The organism is Pseudoalteromonas atlantica (assembly GCF_043641955.1).
Classification (GTDB): Bacteria; Pseudomonadota; Gammaproteobacteria; order Enterobacterales; family Alteromonadaceae; genus Pseudoalteromonas; species Pseudoalteromonas atlantica_A.
The window spans coordinates 438,342-455,895 of record NZ_JBHZRV010000003.1; the positions used below are offsets into that span (position 1 = coordinate 438,342).

At 41.0% G+C, this 17,554-nt stretch carries 18 protein-coding genes and 4 tRNA genes; 12 read left to right on the forward strand and 10 right to left on the reverse strand.

The features are described 5' to 3' along the window. Positions 1-171: 171 nt before the first annotated feature. The 10 genes from ACHUE3_RS09450 to lolB form a co-directional block, all read right to left on the reverse strand. A tRNA-Met gene (locus tag ACHUE3_RS09450) sits at positions 172-248 on the reverse strand. 5 nt (positions 249-253) lie between these two features. Further along, a tRNA-Gln gene (locus ACHUE3_RS09455) sits at positions 254-328 on the reverse strand. 41 nt (positions 329-369) lie between these two features. Further along, a tRNA-Leu gene (locus tag ACHUE3_RS09460) sits at positions 370-454 on the reverse strand. A 125-nt stretch (positions 455-579) separates the two neighbouring features. Further along, positions 580-656 (reverse strand) — tRNA-Met (locus ACHUE3_RS09465). A gap of 278 nt (positions 657-934) precedes the next feature. Then, positions 935-2,026: a redox-regulated ATPase YchF gene (gene ychF / locus ACHUE3_RS09470; RefSeq protein WP_394192223.1), complete on the reverse strand. Its 1,092-nt coding sequence runs from the start codon at positions 2,024-2,026 to the stop codon at positions 935-937. A gap of 49 nt (positions 2,027-2,075) precedes the next feature. Further along, positions 2,076-2,660: an aminoacyl-tRNA hydrolase gene (pth, locus tag ACHUE3_RS09475; RefSeq protein ID WP_087534234.1), complete on the reverse strand. Its 585-nt coding sequence runs from the start codon at positions 2,658-2,660 to the stop codon at positions 2,076-2,078. An 18-nt stretch (positions 2,661-2,678) separates the two neighbouring features. Further along, the gene (locus tag ACHUE3_RS09480) at positions 2,679-3,293 is read right to left on the reverse strand and encodes a 50S ribosomal protein L25/general stress protein Ctc (RefSeq protein ID WP_394192224.1); all 615 of its coding nucleotides are present in this window, start codon (positions 3,291-3,293) and stop codon (positions 2,679-2,681) included. A 150-nt stretch (positions 3,294-3,443) separates the two neighbouring features. Further along, a complete protein-coding gene (locus ACHUE3_RS09485; RefSeq protein WP_058560580.1) occupies positions 3,444-4,391 on the reverse strand; it encodes a ribose-phosphate pyrophosphokinase in 948 nt (315 codons plus the stop codon). Between the two features lie 76 nt (positions 4,392-4,467). Continuing rightward, entirely contained in the window at positions 4,468-5,349 is an 882-nt protein-coding gene (gene ispE, locus ACHUE3_RS09490) for a 4-(cytidine 5'-diphospho)-2-C-methyl-D-erythritol kinase (RefSeq protein WP_394192225.1), read from the reverse strand. Between the two features lies 1 nt (position 5,350). Beyond that, on the reverse strand, positions 5,351-5,938 hold the full coding sequence (gene lolB, locus ACHUE3_RS09495) for a lipoprotein insertase outer membrane protein LolB (protein ID WP_394192226.1): 588 nt from the start codon (positions 5,936-5,938) through the stop codon (positions 5,351-5,353). Positions 5,939-6,020: 82 nt separating this feature from the next. On the opposite strand from lolB, the gene hemA reads away from it, so the two are divergent. From hemA to rlmM, 12 genes are all read left to right on the forward strand, one after another. Continuing rightward, the gene (gene hemA / locus ACHUE3_RS09500; RefSeq protein ID WP_394192227.1) at positions 6,021-7,277 is read left to right on the forward strand and encodes a glutamyl-tRNA reductase; all 1,257 of its coding nucleotides are present in this window, start codon (positions 6,021-6,023) and stop codon (positions 7,275-7,277) included. A 7-nt stretch (positions 7,278-7,284) separates the two neighbouring features. Beyond that, positions 7,285-8,370, forward strand: a complete 1,086-nt coding sequence (gene prfA, locus ACHUE3_RS09505) for a peptide chain release factor 1 (RefSeq protein WP_099296051.1) — start codon at positions 7,285-7,287, stop codon at positions 8,368-8,370. 2 nt (positions 8,371-8,372) lie between these two features. After that, positions 8,373-9,215, forward strand: a complete 843-nt coding sequence (gene prmC / locus ACHUE3_RS09510) for a peptide chain release factor N(5)-glutamine methyltransferase (protein WP_394192228.1) — start codon at positions 8,373-8,375, stop codon at positions 9,213-9,215. 48 nt (positions 9,216-9,263) lie between these two features. Beyond that, entirely contained in the window at positions 9,264-10,805 is a 1,542-nt protein-coding gene (locus tag ACHUE3_RS09515; protein ID WP_394192229.1) for a DUF3369 domain-containing protein, read from the forward strand. Positions 10,806-10,855: 50 nt separating this feature from the next. After that, positions 10,856-11,230 carry a SirB2 family protein gene (locus tag ACHUE3_RS09520; RefSeq protein ID WP_394192230.1) on the forward strand — a complete coding sequence of 125 codons (375 nt, stop codon included), beginning with the start codon at positions 10,856-10,858 and terminating at the stop codon, positions 11,228-11,230. A gap of 112 nt (positions 11,231-11,342) precedes the next feature. Next, positions 11,343-12,170 (forward strand): tetratricopeptide repeat protein, encoded by an 828-nt coding sequence (locus ACHUE3_RS09525; protein WP_394192231.1) that lies wholly within the window; start codon positions 11,343-11,345, stop codon positions 12,168-12,170. A 15-nt stretch (positions 12,171-12,185) separates the two neighbouring features. Beyond that, positions 12,186-13,439 carry a DUF819 family protein gene (locus ACHUE3_RS09530; RefSeq protein WP_394192232.1) on the forward strand — a complete coding sequence of 418 codons (1,254 nt, stop codon included), beginning with the start codon at positions 12,186-12,188 and terminating at the stop codon, positions 13,437-13,439. Between the two features lie 9 nt (positions 13,440-13,448). After that, on the forward strand, positions 13,449-14,303 hold the full coding sequence (gene kdsA / locus ACHUE3_RS09535; RefSeq protein ID WP_394192233.1) for a 3-deoxy-8-phosphooctulonate synthase: 855 nt from the start codon (positions 13,449-13,451) through the stop codon (positions 14,301-14,303). Positions 14,304-14,431: 128 nt separating this feature from the next. After that, positions 14,432-15,328 (forward strand): transcriptional regulator GcvA, encoded by an 897-nt coding sequence (locus ACHUE3_RS09540; protein ID WP_394192234.1) that lies wholly within the window; start codon positions 14,432-14,434, stop codon positions 15,326-15,328. Position 15,329: 1 nt separating this feature from the next. After that, on the forward strand, positions 15,330-15,956 hold the full coding sequence (locus ACHUE3_RS09545; protein ID WP_394192235.1) for an alpha/beta family hydrolase: 627 nt from the start codon (positions 15,330-15,332) through the stop codon (positions 15,954-15,956). 20 nt (positions 15,957-15,976) lie between these two features. Then, the gene (locus ACHUE3_RS09550) at positions 15,977-16,345 is read left to right on the forward strand and encodes a DUF423 domain-containing protein (RefSeq protein WP_394192236.1); all 369 of its coding nucleotides are present in this window, start codon (positions 15,977-15,979) and stop codon (positions 16,343-16,345) included. Positions 16,346-16,384: 39 nt separating this feature from the next. Further along, positions 16,385-17,470 (forward strand): 23S rRNA (cytidine(2498)-2'-O)-methyltransferase RlmM, encoded by a 1,086-nt coding sequence (gene rlmM, locus ACHUE3_RS09555; RefSeq protein ID WP_394192237.1) that lies wholly within the window; start codon positions 16,385-16,387, stop codon positions 17,468-17,470. Positions 17,471-17,554 lie beyond the last annotated feature (84 nt).

Genomic DNA, 17,554 nt, shown 5'->3' on the forward strand with positions numbered 1-17,554 from the left:
GGAGAGACTTGAACTCTCACATCCTAAGATACTGGAACCTAAATCCAGCGCGTCTACCAATTCCGCCACTCCCGCATTATCACTTTGAATTAATCAAAGAAATGGTAGTTATTTTAAACTCTTCATTGAGTTGCAATTTAACTCTTGCAGAGCCACTTCTAAAAGAAGAAATGGTGGCTAAGACGGGATTTGAACCTGTGACCCCATCATTATGAGTGATGTGCTCTAACCAGCTGAGCTACTTAGCCATTGTTGGCTGGGATACCAGGATTTGAACCTGGGAATGCCAGGATCAAAACCTGGTGCCTTACCGCTTGGCGATATCCCAACTAAGAATTGTTTGATAATTTTAATTCTTATCAAAGAATATGGTGCGGAAGGAGAGACTTGAACTCTCACATCCTAAGATACTGGAACCTAAATCCAGCGCGTCTACCAATTCCGCCACTCCCGCATCGAGCATACAAGTAATACTGCTTTGGAACCTAAATCCAGCGTCTAATTCAAGACAACTGTTAATTCCGCAACTCCTGCACACAAGGTAGTTATTTTAAACTCTTCATTGAGTACAAAAAAGAATGGTGGCTAAGACGGGATTTGAACCTGTGACCCCATCATTATGAGTGATGTGCTCTAACCAGCTGAGCTACTTAGCCATCTTTTTTGTCAGCACTTCATCGCTGAGTGCGGGGCGTATTATGCTGATATGACCCAAATCCGTCAACACCTTTTTTGCAAAAAAACACTTATCAGGGTTTGTTTGCAGGAAAATTAAGCTAAGAGGCTATTTTTTATTAAAAATGGTGTTTTTTTAACAAGCCAATCAGCAAAAACCTTCGCGTTACTGTTAATCGATAATAGCACAAAAACAAAAAAGGCTCGTAAATACGAGCCTTTAAAATCATTGCCAAACTTTATTTGGCACAAATAATTACTATACGTTGAACAAGAAGTTCATTACATCGCCATCTTTAACGATATATTCTTTACCTTCTTGGCGCATTTTACCTGCTTCTTTTGCACCACTTTCACCTTTAAAGGCAATATAGTCATCATAAGCAATGGTTTGTGCGCGGATAAAGCCACGTTCAAAGTCAGTATGAATTTTACCAGCAGCTTGTGGCGCAGTTGCACCGACAGGGATGGTCCATGCACGCACTTCTTTTACGCCAGCCGTAAAATAAGTTTGTAGATGAAGTAATTCATAGCCACCGCGGATAACGAGGTTAAGACCTGGCTCTTCTAAACCAAGATCGGCCATAAACTCAAGTTTATCTTCTTCATCAAGCTCTGACAGTTCAGACTCAATTGCTGCACATACAGGAACAACAACGGCATCTTCTGCTGCAGCAATTTCACGTACACGGTCAAGGAATGGGTTATTCTCAAAACCGTCTTCAGCTACGTTAGCAATATACATTGTAGGCTTGATAGTTAAAAAGTTGATAGAAGCAATAGCCGCTTTTTCTTCTTTAGTTAGTTCTAAAGAACGTAAAGTTAAGCCTTCATCAAGGTGTACTTTTACTTTTTCAAGTACTGCGTTCTGTTCTTTCGCGTCTTTATCGCCGCCTTTGGCTTTTTTAGCGTTACGGAATAAAGCTTTTTCAGCACTGTCCATATCAGCAAGCACAAGTTCAGTATTAATTACGTCGATATCGTCAGCTGGATCAATAGTACCTGCAACGTGGATGACGTTTTCGTCTTCAAAGCAACGTACAACATGGCCAATCGCATCCGTTTCACGAATATTTGCTAGGAATTGGTTACCTAGGCCTTCACCTTTTGATGCGCCTTTTACTAACCCTGCAATATCAACAAATTCCATACTAGTTGGAAGGATACGCTGAGGATTAACTATTTTAGCAAGTTCGTCTAAGCGAGCGTCAGGAACCGGAACCACACCTGTGTTTGGTTCGATGGTACAAAAAGGGAAGTTAGCGGCTTCAATGCCCGCTTTGGTTAATGCATTAAAGAGTGTAGATTTACCAACATTTGGTAAACCAACGATACCACATTTAAAACCCATAGTAAGATACCTTGTTTAGATCCGTTCAACCGATTTAATAACTATGTTACTAGGGTTTAAACGAATGAAGTCTGTTTTGTGCTTTTAACACACCGTCTTTTGCAAGTATTTCCATACAACGAACTGCTTCATCTACAGCTGCATCCATTTTCTCTTGGTCTTCTTTGGCTGCTTTTCCAAGCACCCAACCGGTGACCATTTCACGATGTCCTGGATGACCGATACCAACGCGTAAACGCATAAAATCTTTTTGATTTGCCATTTTTGCAATAATGTCTTTTAAACCATTATGACCGCCATGTCCGCCGCCTTTTTTTAATTTAGCAACGCCCGGGTCTAAATCCATTTCATCATGTGCAACTAAGATGTTTTCAATAGGGATTTTGAAAAAATTGGCTAAACTACTGACCGCTTTACCACTTAAATTCATATAGGTGGTGGGGATCAATAATTTGAATTCTTGGCCTTGAATGATCACTTTGCCGGTTAGGCCGTGATATTTAGGATCGTGTTTAAGCGTACAGTTGTAGCGTGCTGCGAGTTGCTCGATGAACCAAGCACCTGCATTGTGGCGTGTGTTTGCGTATTCGGGGCCTGGATTAGCCAGGCCCACAAGCATTTGAATAGAATTCAAGGTGCAAGACCTTAAATATTATTCTGCAGCGTCTGAAGCTTCGTCTTCAGTTGGAGCTGCTTTGTTAGCTTTAACAGTAACTACTGACTGATCATGGCCTTCACCTTTAGCAAGTTCAACTGATTGAACGCCAGCAGGAAGTTTAAGCTCAGAAAGGTGGATTGAATCACCAGCTACTAGGTCAGAAACGTTAACTTCAACGTATTCTGGAAGTGCTTTTGGAAGACATGTGATTTCAACTTCAGTTAACTGGTGAACAACAGTTGCACCAAGTTTAGTTACTTTATCTTCGCCGATGAAGTGAAGAGGAACTTTAGTATGAAGTTTATGAGTAGCGTCAACACGTTGGAAATCAAGGTGAGTAAGCTTAGGCTTGAATGGGTGACGTTGGATATCTTTTAAGATAGCTTCAACAGACTCGCCGCCAATGTTAAGCGTAAGAATGTGAGTGTAAAAACCTTCGCTTTCTTGTGCTTTGATCATATCTTTATGAGCAAGAGTAAGCGCTACTGCTTCTTTTTCTGCACCGTAAAGGATCGCAGGTACTTTGTCTTCGCGACGTAGGCGGCGGCTCGCACCAGTACCAGTTTCTACGCGAAGTTCAGCGTCATAAGTGTAAGTTGTATCAGACATAATGTCTCCAATAATTTAAAAGTGTAGGGCCTTTGCGACCAAGGTCCCTAGCCAAAAGGCGCGCTATCATACCACCACCTATTGACAAAAGAAACACAGGGTAAAAAAAAAGCGCCAAATAGGCGCTTCAATCACGATAAAGTATCGATATTAATGTTCAAACATCGCAGAAATAGACTCTTCGTTACTAATACGACGAATCGTTTCAGCAAGCATATCTGCTAGTGTCAGTACTTTGATTTTTTCAATCGATTTTAATTCATCAGATAATGGAATTGAGTCAGTAACAATTACTTCGTCAATCACAGAGTTTCGAATGTTCTCTGCTGCTGCACCCGATAAAACTGGGTGCGTTGCGTAAGCAAAAACACGTTTAGCACCATGCTCTTTTAATGCTTCAGCCGCTTTACATAAGGTTCCGCCTGTGTCGATCATGTCATCTACAATGATGCAGTCACGGCCTTCAACATCACCGATGATATGCATTACTTGAGAAACGTTTGCTTGTGGGCGGCGTTTATCAATGATAGCAAGGTCAGTGTCGTTGAGTAGTTTTGCAATAGCTCGGGCACGAACTACACCACCAATATCAGGTGATACTACAACAACATCATCAAACTGACGTTCTTTCATATCTTCTAATAAAACTGGACTACCAAATACGTTATCCACTGGCACATCAAAGAAACCTTGAATTTGCTCTGCGTGTAAGTCAACCGTTAGAACACGGTCAACGCCGACACTAGATAGGAAGTCAGCAACAACTTTTGCGGTAATTGGTACACGCGCAGAACGTACACGACGGTCTTGACGAGAATAACCAAAATAAGGAATGACGGCTGTAATACGACCTGCAGACGCACGACGTAACGCATCAACCATAACGATTAACTCCATTAAGTTATCGTTAGTAGGGGCACAGGTTGATTGCACAATAAAAACGTCCGAGCCACGAACATTTTCATTAATTTGAACACTGATCTCACCGTCGCTAAAACGGCCAACAACAGCATCGCCAACTTCAATATATAAACGTTTTGCAACTTTTTGAGCTAACTCAGGTGTTGCGTTACCAGCGAAGAGCTTCATGTCAGGCACGGTAGGGTTCCTCAGGCACTGAAATTTGGGACTAACAAACGAGGCAAAAGCGCCATTTGTTAACTTAAATTGTATTTTACTTGTACGTTACTTCATTGCTTAAATGAATTGCGTTCAACTGCGTATGGGCAGGAGAGATATTAACGCTACTGGCAATAAAACCATTCCAATCACTTGGAAGATTTTCAAGAACATGAAGTGCCTCTGATTGCGATGCAAATTCAGCAAAACAACATGAGCCTGTGCCAGTCATCTTAGACGGGGCGTATTTTAGCAACCACTGGAGGGTTTTTTCAACCTCAGGACAGAGCTTTTTAACTAATGGCTCACAATCGTTGCGCAAAACTTGTTGTTGCCATGGACCATTAAGCTTGGGTGTATCGCGCGTTAAATCGGGATGCGTAAAAATTTTAGCGGTACTTATATGTTCACTTGGGTGAACAACACAATACCATTTTTGTTCAAGCTCAACATCGCTCAGCTTCTCACCAATCCCTTGTGCTAGTGCACTTTTACCGTTTATAAACACGGGTACATCAGCACCTAGTGCAATGCCGAGAAGGGCGAGTTCTTTTAAAGAAAGGTCGCAACACCATAATTTATTTAGCCCTAAAAGAGTTGTTGCTGCATCAGATGAACCACCACCTACACCTCCACCCATAGGCAAAATTTTAGTTAAATTTATTTTTGCTCCTAAGGTCGTTTTTGTATGTTTTTGCAGTAATACAGCAGCTTTGTAGATCAAATTTTCTGTTAGAGGGATGTTATTTGTATCACCTGTTAACTCAATGCTGGGTGTATTTAACCGAGTAAACGCTAAATTGTCACCATAATCCAAGAAAGTAAACAGGGTTTCAAGCTCATGATAGCCATCATCACGACGGCCATTTATGTGTAAAAATAGGTTGAGTTTTGCAGGCGCAATAAGTGAAAATTGAGGGGCAGAATCTAACGTCATATTAATTAAAATACCATCGGTAAAGTTGAATTTTAAGTCTAATTTTTTTGTGTTTTAATGTCAGTTTTTTTGGCAGCCAAAACCCAGCATATTGCTGATAGTCGCCATAGGTAATATCCCATTTTTGACCGTTCTTTGATTGCCACGTAACGGTTTTGGCGCGAGCTAATTCATCAACGCGCAACGAATCGTTAGTGACAGTCCCTTTTAGCCAGTTATCGGCATCTTCAATCGGGATTGTAAAACCAGTTAACCGTTGCAGTAAACGAGATGCACTTGCATCTTGGTATACTTCATAGTCAAATTCGAGTTTTGCACTGTTCGCGTCATGTTCTAACTCGAGTATTCGAATTCCCATAAATGTTGTAAGTACTAATTTATTCAAATCATCTTGCTGTTGCCAGTTTAAGTTTGCAGACTGGCGCTCATCAGGACTAATAAACGCCAGTTTACCTTCAACTTGCCATGTCTTTTGGGCTGATAACTTTGTCTTCCAGTCATCATAAAGACGGGTTTGAGGGTCAATTCGATGCGCACAACCACTTAAAAATAAAAAAAATGTGAGTAAAATCAAATATAGTCGAATCAAATGTCGTTCCTTACTTTCCATATTCCGTTGATTTTTGATAAAATTATGCCTTTCGAGCATCGCTTAGCAATATTTGGCACATATGACCATAGTAGCACTGGGTATAAATCATAAAACCGCATCTGTAGAACTGCGTGAAAAGGTCGCTTTTTCACCAGAACAGCTTTCAGAAGCCTTACAGCAATTGAGTGATCATGATCAATTCAATGAGGCCGTTATTGTTTCAACCTGTAACCGTACTGAAATCTATTGTAGCCTTGCCCAGCAAAATTCCCAAATCCTGTTGCAATGGTTAGCCAGTTTCCATGGTTTAGATGAACAAGAACTGAGCAAAAACATTTATTGCCACCAAGATAACGAAGCCATTAACCATTTAATGCGGGTCTCTTGCGGTTTAGATTCGCTTGTTTTAGGAGAGCCACAAATACTCGGCCAAATAAAGCAGGCTTATAATAGTGCAAAAAACCACAACTCTGTTGATGTGGTATTTGACCGTCTATTTCAAAAAACGTTTTCAGTGGCAAAACAAGTACGCACAGAAACTGACATTGGAGCAAGCGCTGTATCGGTTGCGTATGCCGCAGTTAACTTGGCAAAGCACATATACGGAAAGCTTGATAAAACCAAAGTACTACTTATCGGTGCGGGAGAAACTATTGAACTGGTTGCCAAACATTTATACCAAAATGAACCGCAACAAATAACCGTTGCTAATCGAACTATTGAGCGTGCGCGCGCTTTAGCGCAAGACGTATCCGCTGATGTAATTGCTCTAGCACAGCTACCTGAACGTTTGCACCAAGCCGATATTGTGATTAGCTCCACCGCCAGTACCTTGCCTATTATAGGTAAGGGAGTGGTTGAACAAGCGCTTAAACAGCGCCGCAATAAACCAATGCTATTTATAGATATTGCGGTTCCTCGGGATATTGAAAGCCAAGTAGGGGAGCTTGATGCTGCCTATTTATATTCCGTTGATGACTTACAAGCCATTGTGAGCGAGAATATCGCATCACGCGAGCAAGCAGCAGAAGAAGCGCAAGAGATTATTACACATCGCAGTGCTGAATTTGCCATGTGGATGCGCTCACTTGATTCTGTCGATCTCATTCGCAGTTATCGTCAAGATGTACATGATATAAAGTCTGAACTGGTTGATAAGGCTATTAGCCAATTAACAACCGGGAAAGACGCAGAAAAAGTAATTTTAGAGCTGGCCAACAAATTAACCAACCGCTTAATGCACGCGCCTACCCGTGCAATTCAAGATGCGGCGAAAAAAGGTGAAGTTGACCAGTTAAGCCAATTAAAGAAAATGTTAGGTATTGATCAGGAATAGCAGTTACATGAAAGAGTCCGTTTATCGTAAATTAGAAACCTTAGTTGAGCGTTATGAAGAAGTGCAAGCGCTACTAAGTGACCCCTCTGTTATAAGCGACCAAAATCGCTTTCGTGCTCTTTCAAAAGAATACTCAGAGCTTGAAGAAATCGTAAAAGCATTTTTATCGTACCAACAGTCACAAGACGATGTTGCAACCGCCGAAGAAATGCTAAAAGATTCAGACCCTGATATGCGTGAAATGGCGCAAGAAGAATATAAAGAAGCAAAATCGCAAATTCAAATTATTGAAGACCAAATTCAAGTGCTTATGCTGCCGAAAGATCCGCGAGATAATAATAACGTGTTTCTTGAAGTACGTGCGGGTACTGGTGGTGATGAAGCTGCTATTTTTGCGGGTGATTTATTCCGTATGTATACCCGCTATGCTGAGACGAAAAAGTGGAAAGTGGAAGTGGTTAGCACCAACGAAGGTGAGCACGGCGGTTTTAAAGAAGTTATTGCTAACATTAGTGGTGAAGGTGTTTACGGGCAGCTTAAATTTGAATCAGGTGCGCACCGTGTACAACGTGTGCCAGAAACAGAGTCGCAAGGCCGTGTTCACACATCAGCATGTACTGTAGCTGTAATGGCTGAAATTCCAGAGGCGGAAGCCATTGAAATAAACACCGCAGATATAAAAGTTGATACGTTTCGTGCATCAGGTGCCGGTGGTCAGCACGTTAACAAAACTGACTCAGCAATACGTATTACGCACATTCCAACGGGTGTAGTGGTTGAGTGTCAGGATGAGCGCTCGCAGCATAAAAACCGTGCTAAGGCGATGTCAGTACTTGCTGCCCGCTTACAACAAGCAGAAGATGAAAAGCGCCATGCGGCGGAAGCTTCAGAGCGTCGTAACTTAGTAGGTAGTGGTGACCGCTCAGAACGTATTCGTACTTATAACTACCCGCAAGGGCGTATTACAGATCACCGTATTAACTTAACACTGTATCGTTTAAATGAAGTAGTCGCAGGGGACTTAGGTTGTGTGGTTGAGCCGCTAATGCAAGAACATCAAGCCGATTTACTCGCTGCGATGGGCGATGAATAACGGTGACTGACACGGTTGAATCTGCAATCCACAGTGCTACTTTGCTTTTGCAAAATAGCACTGAGAGCGCCAAATTGGATGCCCAAGTATTACTTCTTGAGGTATTAAACAAACCCCGAAGCTATTTGTTTAGCTGGCCAGAAAAGCAGCTTACAGAAGAACAGCAACAGCTGTTTGATAGTTATTGTCAGCGCCGTTTAAATGGTGAACCGGTTGCTCATATAACCGGCACAAGAGAGTTTTGGAGCTTACCCTTACACGTTAACGCTACAACATTAATCCCTCGCCCAGATACCGAAACGTTAGTTGAAACCGCACTTGAATTACCACTTAACGATAGCGCAAATGTGCTTGACTTAGGCACGGGCACTGGCGCTATAGCGCTTGCATTAGCATCAGAAAAACCTCGCTGGCAAATAACAGGGGTTGACCGCATAGCGCAAGCAGTTGCATTATCTACATTAAATAAACAAAGACTAGGTTTAGATCAAGTTAACTTTTTACAAAGTAATTGGTTTAGCGAAGTTGAAAATCAAAAGTTTGATTTAATTGTGAGTAATCCACCTTATATTGAACATGATGATGAACACTTGGCCCAAGGCGATGTTCGTTTTGAGCCACTGTCTGCGTTGGTAGCAGAAGATGATGGTATGGCTGACATAAAACATATTATTACTCAGGCAAAGGATTATTTAGTGCCTAATGGCTATCTTTTGATTGAGCATGGTTTTGAACAAAGTATTAAAGTGCATCGTTTTTTTGCACAAATGGCATATATAAATATACTTACAGTTAAAGATTTAGCAGATAATGATCGTGTAACATTCGCTCAGTGGCCAAAATAACCAAAACAGCACTGTGAGAATCTATGTAAATGGCCAAAAGGACCGAGTATGATGGATGATTTTTTGTTTTCAGATGAAGCGCAGGAAGAAGTAAGTAATATTGTTCGCGGCACATGGAAGGTTATTATTGTTGATGACGAGCCAGAAGTACATGCCGTAACAAAGCTTGCACTGAGTGACTTCGAGTTCCAAGATAAGCATTTGGAATTTATTAGTGCTTATTCAGGCGCTGAAGCAAAAAAAATCATTGATGCTAACCCTGATGCTGCCATTGTATTACTTGATGTAGTAATGGAAACGGATGATGCCGGTCTTAAAGTCGCGCAATACATTAGAGAAACAGCAAAAAACAATCATATCAGAATTATTCTACGTACCGGTCAGCCAGGCCAAGCGCCAGAAAGGCAAGTCATCGTTAACTACGATATAAACGATTATAAATCTAAAACAGAGCTAACGGCGCAAAAATTATTTACTGTTGTGATGTCTAGCTTACGTTCATACCGCGATATCTTGTCTATTGAACAATCACGCCAAGGGCTAGAAAAAATAATAAAAGCTTCACGAGATATTTTCGCTGCACACTCTTTAGAGAGTTTTATTGAAGGAGTGATGCAGCAATTAACGTCCTTATTAGGAACAGTTGACAAAGCCATGTATGCAACGAGTTTGGTTGCAAGCAATCCTGAGGATAACCAAAAGAAGTTAGTCGTTTTTTCTGGTAGTGGTGATTTTGAACGCAGTGAAGGTAAAGCGATTGAAGAGGTATTGAATAGTGAGCAGTTACTAGCTTGTAAAAAGGCGCTACAAGGTAAAACGATCGTCTATAAAGATAACTACCTATTTGCTTATTGCTGTAGTGAGTATAACCACAATTCTATGTTATTTATTTCGGGCATACCCCAATACTTGACAGATACACAGCGCCATTTAATTGAAATATTTTCGCAAAATGTGCAATTAGCTTATGAAAATGTGCAGCTGCAAGCTGAAATCGAAGCCACTCAGCAAGAACTTGTTTTTAGATTAAGTGAAGCACTTGAACAGCGCTCTACAGAAACTGGCAATCATGTAAAACGAGTATCCCATATTTGCAACTTGTTAGCACTGAAGTATGGTTTATCAAAGCGTGATGCCGAATTAATTCGATTAGCTTCGCCATTGCATGATGTCGGTAAAGTGGGGATTCCAGACGCTATTTTGAATAAACCAGGCAAACTTAATAGTGAAGAGTGGGAAATAATGAAGACCCACACGCAAAAGGGAAATAAAATACTCGAAGGTTCAAAGCGTGACATTGTAACCGCAGGAGCTGAAATTGCTCGTGATCACCATGAGAAGTGGGATGGCACGGGCTATCCACAGGGTATATCAGGTGAACGCATTCATATTTTTGGTCGTATTGTTGCGTTAGCTGATGTTTATGACGCATTACGCCATAAACGATGCTACAAGGAAGCGTGGTCATTGGATGATGTTGTGAACGAAATAAATTCACAAAAGGGTAAACATTTTGAGCCTAAATTAGTGGATGTATTTAACGAGCAAATTGATGATTTAGAAAAAATTCTTGCGCTATATCCAGATTAAGTTAGTTTGGGTATAAACACCGTCATTTTAATAAGAGTAAATAGGAAACCATGGATTATTTAGCAGTAAAACACACACATATGGCAATTGCTGTATTGAGTATTATTTTATTTTACGTACGTTCGTTTTCACGCATGGGCAGTGGTGCCATTGCTAAAAATAAAGTGGTATTTATTGGCAGCCACGCTACAGACACATTTTTGTTAATCTCTGCAATTGCTGTTATGGCCATGGCAAAAATTAATCCACTTGAGCAAATGTGGTTACTTGAAAAAATTATTTTAGTGGTTGCCTATATTGCATTTGGTATAGTTGCTAGCAAACAAAAAGCAATGATAGTTAAAGTAGGCTTTTTAGTTGTAACAACTGCTGTTATTGCATTAATAGGTAAGCTGGCTGTAACCAAGACCCCTTTGATTCTTTAATATTGCCGCTCAAAGGTAAATCTTCATACCTTTGAGCGATATTCACGTTGGTATCTGATTTAAAAACTAGGTAAACTAACCCCTCGTTTTAATAAAAGATGTTGTAGTATTGATGACCGCTCCTTGGTTTGAAGATGAAAATGAGACCTATCAAAATGAACCTTACGATGAATTTGCTCCCGATCCCCTATACCGCTGCATAAGTGCAGAGGCTAAATGGGACCCACAAGCTAAGATAAGCGAAAGTTTTGCAACGCTCAGTGAGTTTGAAAACTTAGTTATGCAAGTTTGTCAGCAACAAGAAGATATTCATGAGCGCTTAGATACCCTATTAGATATGTTCTACACTCAATGGATGTTTAGCGTATCTAGCTTAAAAGTACCTGAGTACACACTCAATAGTTTCAGTTATACATTAGCAATGCGTAGTGGCTCTCCTACCACATTGGGTATTTTATTGTGCCACCTTTTATGCCACGCAAATTACGACGCCAGCGTGTGCATCTCTAATAGTGATGTAAATGTGCATATAGCCATTAGTGACGAAGAGGGCTATGTTTTAGAGCCCAGCAGTGGACAGCAAAGCTGGTATATTATCCCTGAGAATGCAAGTGAAGAAAATGGCGATGAGCAAGAGCCATTAGAACTGATTTTCGCAGATGATGTATATAAACTTTACCTAGCTCAGCAAAAGTGGGCATTTATAAGTGAAAATAAATTTGGTCATGCATTAACCTGTGTTGAGTTGTTGATGGATTTACTTGGCGATGATCCTTATGAACGCAGAGACCGCGGATATCTTCTTAATCAATTAGATTGTCCAAAAATGGCCAGAGATGACCTACAGTTTTTTATTGATGAATGCCCAGATGATCCGGCAATTGAAATTATTCAACATCAAATAGAAGAACTCGAAGATAATAATAAAACTCACCACTAATTTTAAGGAATCAACATGGCTGACACCCATACTGCATTGATCACCAATGATGCCGTAGTATTTGGCTTATTGGCGATAATACTTGGTTTTATTTTTAAAACATCCCACAGTGAAAACAGCACACTAAAGAAGTTTTACAAATATGTCCCAGCATTATTACTTTGCTACTTTTTACCTTCACTACTTAATACTTTCGGTATTGTTGACGGCCATTCATCGAATGTTTATTACGTCGCATCTCGTTATTTACTTCCAGCGTGCTTAATTTTATTAACAATCAGTATTGATTTGCGTGCTATCATTAACCTTGGGCCTAAAGCACTGATAATGTTTTTAACAGGCACCGTGGGCATCGTTATTGGTGGGCCCTTAGCCATACTTATAATGAGCGCAGTTTACCCTGATGCAGTAGGTGGCCACGGCCCTGATGCAGTATGGCGTGGCATGACAACTATTGCTGGAAGCTGGATTGGCGGTGGCGCGAATCAAGCGTCAATGAAAGAAATGTTTGAAGTGGGCGGTGATATTTTCTCTGCCATGGTGACAGTTGACGTCATTGTCGCCAATTTATGGATGGCAGTTCTACTGCTTATGGCTGCGAATCACAAAGCAATAGATGCTAAAACAGGTGCTGATACTAGTGCCATTGAAGATTTAAAGCTGCGTGTAGAAAAATATCATGCAGAACATGCCCGCATGCCGACACTAAACGATTATATGACAATTATTGCTATAGCATTTGGTATTACGGGGCTTGCCCATTTTTGTGCGGACTTTTTAGGGCCTTACTTTGGTGCGAACTTCCCGTGGGCACAAGAGTACAGTTTAAACAGTAAGTTTTTCTGGCTAATTGTTATTTCAACAACCATAGGTATTAGCTTATCTTTTACTAAAGTACGCCATATTGAATCATTTGGTGCATCTAAAGTAGCGTCGAGTTTTTTATATATTCTTGTTGCATCGATTGGCCTACATATGAATATTACAGCAATTCTTGAATCGCCAATGTATTTTGTTATCGGCTTAATTTGGATGTTAACCCATGCAAGCTTAATGCTGATCGTAGCTAAAATTATAAAAGCGCCACTGTTTTACATGGCCGTTGGCTCACAAGCAAATGTGGGCGGAGCGGCATCAGCACCTGTGGTGGCATCGGCGTTTCACCCATCACTTGCGCCAGTGGGTGTACTATTAGCGGTTATGGGTTACGGTGTGGGCACTTATATGGCTTATATTTGTGGATTAATGATGCAAGCAGTTGCACCTTAAGGACTAACGATGAACAATCATTTAATTAAAATTAACGACATTGAACTTGCAAACGACAAACCGTTTGTGTTGTTTGGTGGTATGAACGTATTAGAGTCGCGTGATTTAGCAATGCGCATTGCTGAGCACTATGTAGAAGTAACCAGCAAACTTAATATACCGTATGTATTCAAGGCGTCTTTTGATAAAGCAAATCGCTCGTCAATCAACTCTTATCGTGGTCCTGGTATGGAAGAAGGTTTAAAAATTTTTGAGGAAATCAAAAATACCTTTAACGTACCTTTGATCACCGATGTACATGAGCCGCATCAAGCTGCCCCTGTTGCTGAGGTTGTAGATGTAATACAGCTGCCAGCATTTTTAGCTCGTCAAACTGACCTTGTTGTTGCAATGGCAAAAACAGGTGCGGTGATCAACGTTAAAAAGCCACAGTTTTTAGCACCGCATGAAATGCGCCATATCATTACTAAGTTCAATGAGGCTGGCAATAATAATATTGCATTATGTGAGCGTGGCTCTAGCTTTGGTTATAACAACTTAGTTGTTGATATGCTTGGCATGGATGACATGAAGCCAATGGCCCCTGTTATCTTTGACGCAACACACGCGTTACAGCGCCCAGGTGGTCGTGCAGATTCAGCTGATGGGCGTAGAGCACAAGCCGCTGAACTTGCACGCAGCGGCATGGCTTTAGGGCTTGCTGGGCTATTTATTGAAGCTCACCCTAACCCTAATGAAGCAAAATGTGATGGACCTTGTGCCCTTGCACTGAGTAAATTAGAAGGCTACTTGAGCCAAATGAAAGCGGTTGATGACTTGATTAAAAGCTTTGCACCACTGGATACCAGTGCCAGCGATTTATAATTAATTACCTTTAAATAGGTAGAATTAAAAGCGACTCATGTCGCTTTTTTTATGTCTCGAATATACACATCCCTAGCATGTGTATATAATCTTACTCATAAGAAAAACTAATTCTAAGAGTGGTTAATATGTCTCGTCGCGTCCCGCCATTGAATGCCTTAAAAGCATTTGAAGCAGCTGCTCGTCATTTGAGTTTTACCAAAGCAGCTGAAGAGCTTTATGTTACTCAAGCTGCGGTGAGTCATCAAATTAAAATACTTGAAGAACACCTTGGTTTAAAGCTGTTTTTGCGTAAAAATCGCTCGTTGTTATTGACCGAAGAAGGGCAGGGTTACTTTTTAGATATAAAAGAAATCTTTACCCAATTAATCGATGCCACAGAAAAACTGCTAGCGCGAGGGGCGAAAGGTTCACTTACGGTAAGCCTAACGCCGAGTTTTGCAATTCAGTGGTTAGTACCCAGGCTTAGTTTATTTAATGAGTTACACCCTGAGATTGATGTACGAATAAAGGCGCAAGATCAAGACGAAAACTCGCTCTCTGATGATGTTGATGTGGCTATTTATTATGGTCGTGGTCATTGGAGTGGGGTGCAAACGCATAAACTACACACCGAATACCTGGTACCCTTGTGTAGCCCTATGTTGTTAACAGGGCCTAAACCTCTGGACCAACCAAGCGATTTAGCTAATCACACATTGTTACATGATACTACGCGAAAAAACTGGAAAACCTGGATGAAAACCGCCGGTGTACGTAATGTGCAAGTAAACCAAGGGCCGATTTTTAGTCACTCATCTATGGTTTTACAGGCAGCCGTCCATGGTCAAGGCGTTGCAATTGGTAATAGTGTTTTAGCAAAACCAGATATTGACGCCGGACGTTTGGTGATCCCCTTTAGCCATAGTTTAGAAAGTAAAAATGCCTACTACTTGGTTAACCGTGAATCACAATCAGAGCTGGGTAAAATAGTCTCCTTTAAAGAATGGATGCTAGGATTAGTAGAGCAAGAACAAGAGTTTTAAAATGACAATACAATGGATAAAAGCGAAAGAGCCGGCCCACGGACAGTTTATTTTTGCTCATGGTGCAGGCGCAGGCAGTGACTCTGAATTTATGCAACAGATGGCAAACTTGCTAGCCGAGCAGGGGATTAATGTTGGGCTTTTTGATTTTGAATATATGCAAATCGCCAAACAAACGAATAAACGTAGACCGCCTGAACGAGCACCGAAATTACTTGCCTATTTTGCCCAAGTAATTGAACAAACAGACCCAACATTACCATTATTTATAGGTGGTAAATCAATGGGGGGAAGAATGGCCTCAATGCTGGTGTGTGAAACAAGTAAAAAAATCAAGGGTGTGTTGGCATTTGGTTACCCATTTCATCCGCCGGGTAAGCCTGAGAAGCTGCGTATCGGTCATTTTGGCCAAATACCGTGCCCGTTTATGGTGCTCCAAGGTGAGCGCGATACATTTGGTACTCGCGAAGAATTAGATGCGCTCACGCTTGATAAACGTCCTGAATTTGTCTGGTTAACAGATGGCGACCATTCTTTAAAGCCGCGTAAAAAAAGTGGTGTTACGCTTGAAGAAAATTTACAGATGGCAGCAGAGCACGCAAGTAAATTTATTAAGCAGCATTGTTAGTTGAATTAAAGGAGAGTGCTATGATCAAATTATTCCTTATGGCGGGTAGCTTGTTTTGTATGTTGTCAGTGGTACTTGGCGCATTTGCCGCCCATGGTTTAAAAAGCCGTGTTTCTGAATATGCTATCGGCGTATTTAAAACCGCTGCTGAGTATCAAATGTTCCATGGCCTTGCACTTATTGCTGTGGCTATTTTAATAAAGTGGGGCTTAAATTTAACCTCTGCCGGCTGTTTTTTTATCGCGGGTATTTTACTCTTTAGTGGGAGTTTATATTTACTCGCAGTGACAGGCTGGAAGTGGCTAGGGCCAATTACACCTCTAGGCGGACTGTGTTTTATTGTTGGTTGGTTGATTATTTTAGTGCAAGTGGCACGGTTTAAATTTTAATAAAGAATATCGCGCAGAATGCGCAATTTAAGGGTTTTTATGTCAAGCGTAGTGATTTATTGTCGTAGCGGGTTTGAAAATGATGCCGCAGCAGAAATAACCTTTCATGCAGCAGAGCAAGGATTTGCCGGTTATGTGAAAGCCAAGCCTAACACCGGCTATGTTATTTATGAATGTTTTGAAGCCGCACATAGCGACGAAATCATCAAAAAAGTTGATTTTAAAAACATGGTGTTTGCGCGTCAATGGTTTGCAGGAACGTTACTTGAGAATATGCCCGTTGAAGACCGTGTTGGTGAAATTAAAACAGCAGCTATAGATTTTCCGCTGTGCTCAGAACTACGTGTAGAAACCCCTGATACTAATGAAGGCAAAGAGCTTTTAACGTTTTGTAAAAAAATATCAACACCACTCAAAAAAGCATTAGAAAAACAAAACACCGTACTGCGTGAGCCCAAAGCTAACCGCCCAGTTATGCATGTGATGTTTTTGACTAACAATACAGCTTACGTTGGACATTCATACAGCTACAATAACTCACCATTCTTTATGGGTATTTTGCGCTTGCGTATGCCAAGTGATGCGCCTAGCCGTTCGACTTTAAAGCTTGATGAAGCATTTAATGTATTTATACCACCCAATGAAGTTGAGTCACGGGTACAAGCAGGAATGCGTGGCGTAGACTTGGGCGCATGTCCAGGTGGATGGACATATCAACTAGTGCGCCGCGGCATGTTTGTCAGCGCTATTGATAACGGCCCAATGAACGATGATTTAATGGAAACAGGCCAAGTTAAGCACTTTAGAGCCGATGGTTTTAAATACCGTCCTGAGAAGCGCAATATTCAATGGTTAGTCTGTGACATGGTTGAAAAGCCAACCAAAGTAACAAATTTGATGATTGATTGGGCTGTGAATGCGTATGCTAAAGAGCTTATCTTTAACTTAAAACTACCCATGAAAAAACGTTTTGATAGCGTTTATGAATGCTTAACCATGATACGAGAAGAGCTGGAGAAATACGGTATTAGCTATGAACTACAAGCAAAGCATTTATATCATGATAGAGAAGAGATAACAGTGCACTTGAATGTCACCAAAGTTCCACAGAGTTTGTATAGTTAAGTAACCGGAACTCTGGATAATAAATCTATCTCCAGCGGCTACTTTCAACGCTAACTGCGTTGAATTTACTTGCAATAGGCTAGC

Bases quoted from the DNA above. Each gene is read 5' to 3' on its own strand.
- ychF (WP_394192223.1), bottom strand. From the start codon at position 2,026: ATGGGTTTTAAATGTGGTATCGTTGGTTTACCAAATGTTGGTAAATCT.
- ACHUE3_RS09480 (WP_394192224.1), bottom strand. From the start codon at position 3,293: ATGTCTGATACAACTTACACTTATGACGCTGAACTTCGCGTAGAAACT.
- ispE (WP_394192225.1), bottom strand. From the start codon at position 5,349: ATGACGTTAGATTCTGCCCCTCAATTTTCACTTATTGCGCCTGCAAAA.
- hemA (WP_394192227.1), top strand. From the start codon at position 6,021: ATGACCATAGTAGCACTGGGTATAAATCATAAAACCGCATCTGTAGAA.
- prfA (WP_099296051.1), top strand. From the start codon at position 7,285: ATGAAAGAGTCCGTTTATCGTAAATTAGAAACCTTAGTTGAGCGTTAT.
- ACHUE3_RS09515 (WP_394192229.1), top strand. From the start codon at position 9,264: ATGATGGATGATTTTTTGTTTTCAGATGAAGCGCAGGAAGAAGTAAGT.
- ACHUE3_RS09520 (WP_394192230.1), top strand. From the start codon at position 10,856: ATGGATTATTTAGCAGTAAAACACACACATATGGCAATTGCTGTATTG.
- ACHUE3_RS09525 (WP_394192231.1), top strand. From the start codon at position 11,343: ATGACCGCTCCTTGGTTTGAAGATGAAAATGAGACCTATCAAAATGAA.
- ACHUE3_RS09530 (WP_394192232.1), top strand. From the start codon at position 12,186: ATGGCTGACACCCATACTGCATTGATCACCAATGATGCCGTAGTATTT.
- kdsA (WP_394192233.1), top strand. From the start codon at position 13,449: ATGAACAATCATTTAATTAAAATTAACGACATTGAACTTGCAAACGAC.
- ACHUE3_RS09540 (WP_394192234.1), top strand. From the start codon at position 14,432: ATGTCTCGTCGCGTCCCGCCATTGAATGCCTTAAAAGCATTTGAAGCA.
- ACHUE3_RS09545 (WP_394192235.1), top strand. From the start codon at position 15,330: ATGACAATACAATGGATAAAAGCGAAAGAGCCGGCCCACGGACAGTTT.
- ACHUE3_RS09550 (WP_394192236.1), top strand. From the start codon at position 15,977: ATGATCAAATTATTCCTTATGGCGGGTAGCTTGTTTTGTATGTTGTCA.
- rlmM (WP_394192237.1), top strand. From the start codon at position 16,385: ATGTCAAGCGTAGTGATTTATTGTCGTAGCGGGTTTGAAAATGATGCC.